The organism is Pseudoalteromonas sp. Isolate6 (genome assembly GCF_022398435.1).
GTDB classification, from domain to species: domain Bacteria; phylum Pseudomonadota; class Gammaproteobacteria; order Enterobacterales; family Alteromonadaceae; genus Pseudoalteromonas; species Pseudoalteromonas galatheae.
In genome coordinates, this window is sequence record NZ_JAKEVK010000248.1 from 1 (window position 1) to 5,976 (window position 5,976).

Consider the following 5,976-nt stretch of genomic DNA (forward strand, 5'->3'; position numbering starts at 1 on the left):
TCCTTATATATTTTAAGTGATCTCTTTTTTGCGTTGTGCAAAGTTTAACCATTTCACTTCTGGTTAATTCTAGGTAGAATACGCATCCTTTCTAAATTTGCTCGGTTGTTTTAAGTAGGATCCCGTAAATGATTTATCATGAACATTTTGATGTCATCGTTGTTGGTGGTGGACACGCAGGCACTGAAGCTGCACTTGCAGCTGCTCGTATGGGTATGAATACCTTATTGTTAACACACAATATGGATACCTTAGGCCAAATGTCGTGTAACCCAGCTATTGGTGGGATTGGTAAAGGTCATTTGGTTAAAGAGATTGATGCACTTGGTGGTGCAATGGCCAAAGCAATCGACAAAGGTGGGATCCAATTCAGAACACTTAATTCATCGAAAGGCCCAGCAGTACGAGCGACTCGTGCTCAGGCAGATCGCGCATTGTATAAAGCTGCGATCCAAGACATCCTGCAACATCAAGAAAACTTAAAGATCTTCCAACAGTCTTGTGATGATCTTATTGTTGAAGGCGATCAGGTAAAAGGTGTCGTGACCCAAATGGGTTTGCGTTTTAGCGCTTCGTCAGTAGTGCTAACCGTTGGTACTTTCTTAGGTGGTCAGATCCATATTGGTTTAGAAAACTTTAAAGGCGGCCGTGCTGGCGATCCACCTTCTATTGCTTTGGCTGAGCGTTTACGTGAAATGCCTTTTCGAGTTGATCGTCTAAAAACAGGTACACCGCCACGTATCGATGCAAGAACGGTTGATTTTTCAGTGATGCAAGAACAACCTGGCGATACCCCGACTCCGGTTTTCTCGTTTATGGGCAAAGTGTCTGATCATCCAAAACAGATCCCTTGTTATATCACCTATACCAATGAAAAAACCCATGATGTGATCCGCAATAACTTACATCGTTCGCCTATGTATGCAGGCGTGATTGAGGGAATTGGTCCACGTTACTGCCCTTCAATTGAAGATAAAATTGTGCGTTTTGCTGATAAAGAAAAGCATCAGATCTTTGTAGAACCTGAAGGCTTAACATCATACGAGCTATATCCGAATGGTATCTCCACCAGCTTACCATTTGATATCCAACTGGAGATCGTGCGTTCTATTAAAGGCTTTGAGAATGCGCATATTTGTCGTCCTGGCTATGCAATTGAGTATGACTTCTTTGATCCGCGTGACCTTAAGCAGTCATTGGAAACAAAGTTTATCAATGGCTTATTCTTCGCAGGTCAAATCAATGGTACAACCGGTTATGAAGAAGCCGGTGCACAAGGTTTGATTGCGGGTATGAACGCAGCACTTCAAGTTCAAGGCCGTGAAGCATGGACACCGCGCCGTGATGAAGCTTATGCAGGCGTGTTGATCGATGATTTAGCCACGCTTGGTACAAAAGAACCTTATCGTATGTTTACCTCTCGTGCTGAATACCGTTTGTTACTGCGTGAAGACAATGCGGATTTACGTCTAACAGAAAAAGGTCGCGAATTAGGTTTAGTTGACGATGAACGCTGGGCTGCATACAACGATAAACTTGAAATCATGGAACAAGAAGCACAGCGTCTGCGCAATACTTGGATCCATAAAGATCATCCAGCACTTGATGCGGTAAACGAACTGCTGAAAAAGCCACTAGTACGCGAAGCCAGTCTTGAAGATCTGATCCGCCGTCCAGAGGTTAATTATCATGACCTAATGGCTATTGAAGGATTAGGATCTGAGTTTGATAATATTCCAGCCCTTGAACAGGTAGAGATCCAAACTAAGTACGCCGGTTATATTGCGCGTCAACAAGATGAGATTAATAAACAGCTTCGTCATGAAGAGACATTACTGCCTGCTGAGTTTGATTATGCTCTGGTAAGCGGTCTGTCAAATGAGGTTGTGGCAAAGCTAACTGATGCTCGTCCACAAACGATTGGCCAAGCTTCACGTATTTCTGGTATCACCCCTGCTGCTATTTCGCTATTATTAGTGTATCTGAAAAAGCAAGGGCTATTACGTAAGTCGGCGTAATAGCAGTGGAACACTGTGTTATTAGAACAATTGAATGAATTACTCGCTGATACCTCAATCGAGCTCAGCGAACAACAAAAGCAGCAGTTGGTCGAATATGTCCAGCTGCTGGATAAATGGAACAAAGCCTACAACCTCACATCCGTTCGTGACCCAAAAGAAATGATGGTAAAACATATCATGGACTCTTTGGTTGTTGCGCCACACCTAACGGGCAGTCATTATATTGATGTAGGCACCGGACCGGGTTTACCGGGTATGGTATTAGCGATAGCTAGACCGGACATCAATTTTGTTCTTCTTGATAGCCTTGGTAAAAGAATTCGATTTTTAATGCAGGTAAAACATGGGCTTGGTATTGAGAATGTTACCCCTGTGCAGTCTCGAGTTGAAGAATATCAGCCAAGTGTTAAATTAGACGGTGTACTCAGCCGTGCTTTTGCATCACTACAAGATATGATCCTGTGGTGTTCACATTTAATCGATAACCAAGGTGTATTCTTAGCACTTAAGGGGCAATACCCTGCGGATGAGCTAGAACACCTACCAAACGGCGTGAGTTTATCGCAAGATATTAGTTTAGTGGTGCCCAAGCTTGAAGGTGAGCGCCATTTAATCATTCTTTCTAAAGATTAATTGTCGAGGACAATGTGGCAAGAGTCATTGCAATAGCAAACCAAAAAGGTGGTGTTGGTAAAACAACCACGGCGGTGAATTTAGCCGCGTCCATGGCGGCGACTAAACGTAAAGTTCTGTTGATCGATCTCGATCCTCAAGGCAATGCAACCATGGGCAGTGGCGTTGATAAATACGCCGATGTCGCAACGGTTTATGATTTGTTGATCGAAGAAGCGCCAATGGATCAAGTGATCACCACAGAAACCAGCGGCGAGTATCATTTGATCGCAGCGAATGGCGATGTAACCGCGGCAGAAGTCAAGCTAATGGAGTTGTTTGCGCGCGAAGTGAGACTACGCAACGCCCTTGAGACGATAAAAGATAAATATGAATATATATTCATCGACTGTCCACCTTCATTAAATATGCTAACGGTAAATGCCATGGCTGCCGCCGATGCAGTTTTAGTTCCGATGCAGTGTGAATATTATGCACTGGAGGGATTAACTGCTTTAATGGACACCATTACCCAACTCGGTAAGTTGGTGAATCCAGGATTGCAAATTGAAGGCATTTTACGCACTATGTATGACCCGCGTAATCGTCTAGCTAACGACGTATCTGAGCAGTTAAAACAACACTTTGGCGATAAAGTGTACCGGACTGTGATCCCTCGTAATGTGCGATTAGCGGAGGCGCCAAGTTTTGGAGCGCCTGCGATGTATTATGATAGAGCATCAAGCGGTGCGAAAGCTTATCTAGCGCTAGCGGGTGAAATGCTAAGACGCAAAGAAAAGCAAGCAGCTGCGGTTGCCTAAGAGGATAAAAAGAACATGTCGGTTAAAAAACGTGGTTTAGGCCGAGGGTTGGATGCCCTACTCAGCTCAGCTAAACCTAATCCAAGTACTGCAGCACCTGTACCTAATCAACAAGAAGCCGTTGCGACAGTCAGTGAAGCGCCTGCTGAATCGGCGGTTGAACAAGAGTTACAACGATTACCTATTGAGTGGCTAACGCCGGGTAAGTATCAGCCGCGCAAAGATATGTCAGAGCAGGCACTTGAGGAACTGGCCAGTTCGATCCGTTCGCAGGGGATTTTACAGCCAATTGTGGTGCGTAAAGTTGCCACGCAAAGCTTTGAAATTATTGCCGGTGAAAGACGCTGGCGTGCGGCACAGTTGGCTAAGCAAGATACCGTTCCTTGTTTAATCAAAGATGTGCCGGATGAAGCGGCTGTTGCTATTGCGCTTATTGAAAACATTCAGCGTGAAGACCTCAATGCAATGGAAGAAGCAATTGCGCTAGATCGCTTGCTTAATGAATTTGAACTCACGCATCAGCAAGTTGCCGATGCGGTTGGCAAATCGCGTACGACGGTCACCAATTTACTTCGTCTCAACAATCTCAATGATGATGTAAAAATCTTGTTGGAACATGGCGACATAGAAATGGGCCATGCTCGCTGTCTACTTGCCCTAACTGGTGAAGCGCAATCTGAAGCGGCGAGAACTGCTGTGGCTAAAGGATTAACTGTAAGAGAAACCGAAAAACTGGTTCGTACCATTTTAGAGCCTGTCGAGAAAAAAGAAGCGAAGCAAAAGGATCCTGATGTGAAGCTGCTTGAGCAGCAATTACAGGAAAACTTAGGTGCTAAAGTAGAGATCAACTACAACCAGAAAGGCAAAGGTAAACTGGTTATTTCCTATGCTAGTTTGGATGAACTTGATGGTATTTTGGGCCGTATTAACCCTGAAATGAATGAAGCTGACTAATTGTAAACTTAACTAATTGACTAATACGTGAATGCGGTGCTTGCTTTTGCGCCGCTATTTCCGTACCGATATGCTGTGAAATAGCGAGAATACTAATAACTTTGATGGAAAAATAGCCACTCTTGCATAGGCTTTAATTTAAGCTTTCTTCCCTACCAAATTTTGACCTATTTGGCGTCCAAAAAGCGTCACATTTCGTCTCGTCAAGTTGCAAATTAAGCAGAAACAAGTATAATTTCGCCAGTTTTCATACCCTGATAAAATTTAACGTCATTAAGGTTAATATAAAGTGACTCATTCGTTAGCCCGCCCATATCGGCGAGCCGCATTAAAAGGTGTTTTGATTCAGGGTATCGTAGCATTAGTCGCTGCAGTAATCGTTTTTATAGGTTGGGGAGTACAAGCCGGAGTTTCAGCGTTAGCTGGCGGCGCTGTGTTGGTACTCCCTAATTTTGTATTTGCTGCTTACGCCTTTCGATTTATGGGTGCGAGCAAAGCAAATCAAGTATATTCCTCGATAAAACGAGGAAATGGATTAAAATTTTTGCTAACTGTTGTGCTCTTTGCACTGATTTTTAAGCATTTTTCAGTAATGATGCTGCCTTTTTTTGGCGCTTATATGCTCGTGATGCTGACACAATGGTTGGTCCTGATTTTTTTTAATCATTAACTTTTGGGATAAAACATGGCTGCAGAAGAAGTTACTCTATCAAGCCATATTCAGCACCACTTGACCAATGCCAAGATGTGCTCGACCGATGCCGGTCTTGCCTTCAACAAAGCATGTGCGGATAGTGGTTTCTGGACATGGCATGTAGATACCCTCGCATGGTCAATCGGTTTAGGTCTAATATTTTTATGGATCTTCCGAAGTGCCGCTAAAAAATCCACTATAGGTGTTCCTGGTAAATTCCAGTGCTTTATCGAAATGGTTGTTGAGTTCGTTGGTGCCAACGTTCGTGACACATATCACGGTAACAGCAAGTTAGTTGCACCTCTAGCCCTAACGATTTTCGTTTGGGTATTCTTAATGAACTTGATGGACTTAGTTCCAGTTGACTTCCTACCTGCATTTGCTGGCTTTGTTGGTGAACAAGCATTTGGTATGGATTCACACGATGTGTACATGAAGATTGTACCTACAACAGATTTAAACATGACCGCAGCACTGGCGCTAGGTGTGTTTATTCTGATGATCGGTTATTCAATTAAAATCAAAGGCATCGGTGGCTTTATTGCAGAATTAACATTGCACCCATTTAGCTCTAAAAACAAACTAATGATGGCAGTGTTGATCCCGTTTAACTTACTACTTGAAACAATCGCATTGGTTGCTAAGCCATTCTCGCTAGCACTACGTTTGTTCGGTAACTTATACGCAGGTGAGATGATCTTCATCCTTATCGGTGCAATTGGTTTGATGCAGTTACCACTGCACTTCGTGTGGGCAGTATTCCACATTATGGTAATCGTGCTGCAAGCATTCGTATTTATGATGCTGACTATCGTTTACCTCAGCATGGCTAGTACAGAGAGTCACTAATCAGCTGAATAATAAAGATTTTTAC

At 43.4% G+C, this 5,976-nt stretch carries 6 protein-coding genes; all 6 read left to right on the forward strand.

The window, feature by feature from the left end; translation table 11 throughout:
- Positions 1–128: 128 nt before the first annotated feature.
- The 6 genes from mnmG to atpB all read left to right on the forward strand — a co-directional run bounded on the left by mnmG (position 129) and on the right by atpB (position 5,951).
- Complete coding sequence (gene mnmG, locus L1D50_RS20765) at positions 129–2,018, forward strand: tRNA uridine-5-carboxymethylaminomethyl(34) synthesis enzyme MnmG (RefSeq protein ID WP_138522611.1); 1,890 nt, start codon at positions 129–131, stop codon at positions 2,016–2,018.
- Between the two features lie 15 nt (positions 2,019–2,033).
- Entirely contained in the window at positions 2,034–2,654 is a 621-nt protein-coding gene (gene rsmG, locus L1D50_RS20770; protein WP_239966728.1) for a 16S rRNA (guanine(527)-N(7))-methyltransferase RsmG, read from the forward strand.
- Positions 2,655–2,668: 14 nt separating this feature from the next.
- Positions 2,669–3,454 carry a ParA family protein gene (locus L1D50_RS20775; RefSeq protein WP_010376876.1) on the forward strand — a complete coding sequence of 262 codons (786 nt, stop codon included), beginning with the start codon at positions 2,669–2,671 and terminating at the stop codon, positions 3,452–3,454.
- A 15-nt stretch (positions 3,455–3,469) separates the two neighbouring features.
- Entirely contained in the window at positions 3,470–4,408 is a 939-nt protein-coding gene (locus tag L1D50_RS20780) for a ParB/RepB/Spo0J family partition protein (protein WP_128727185.1), read from the forward strand.
- Between the two features lie 289 nt (positions 4,409–4,697).
- Positions 4,698–5,078 carry an ATP synthase subunit I gene (locus L1D50_RS20785; RefSeq protein WP_128727186.1) on the forward strand — a complete coding sequence of 127 codons (381 nt, stop codon included), beginning with the start codon at positions 4,698–4,700 and terminating at the stop codon, positions 5,076–5,078.
- Positions 5,079–5,093: 15 nt separating this feature from the next.
- Entirely contained in the window at positions 5,094–5,951 is an 858-nt protein-coding gene (gene atpB / locus L1D50_RS20790; RefSeq protein WP_010376880.1) for a F0F1 ATP synthase subunit A, read from the forward strand.
- Positions 5,952–5,976: the final 25 nt, after the last annotated feature.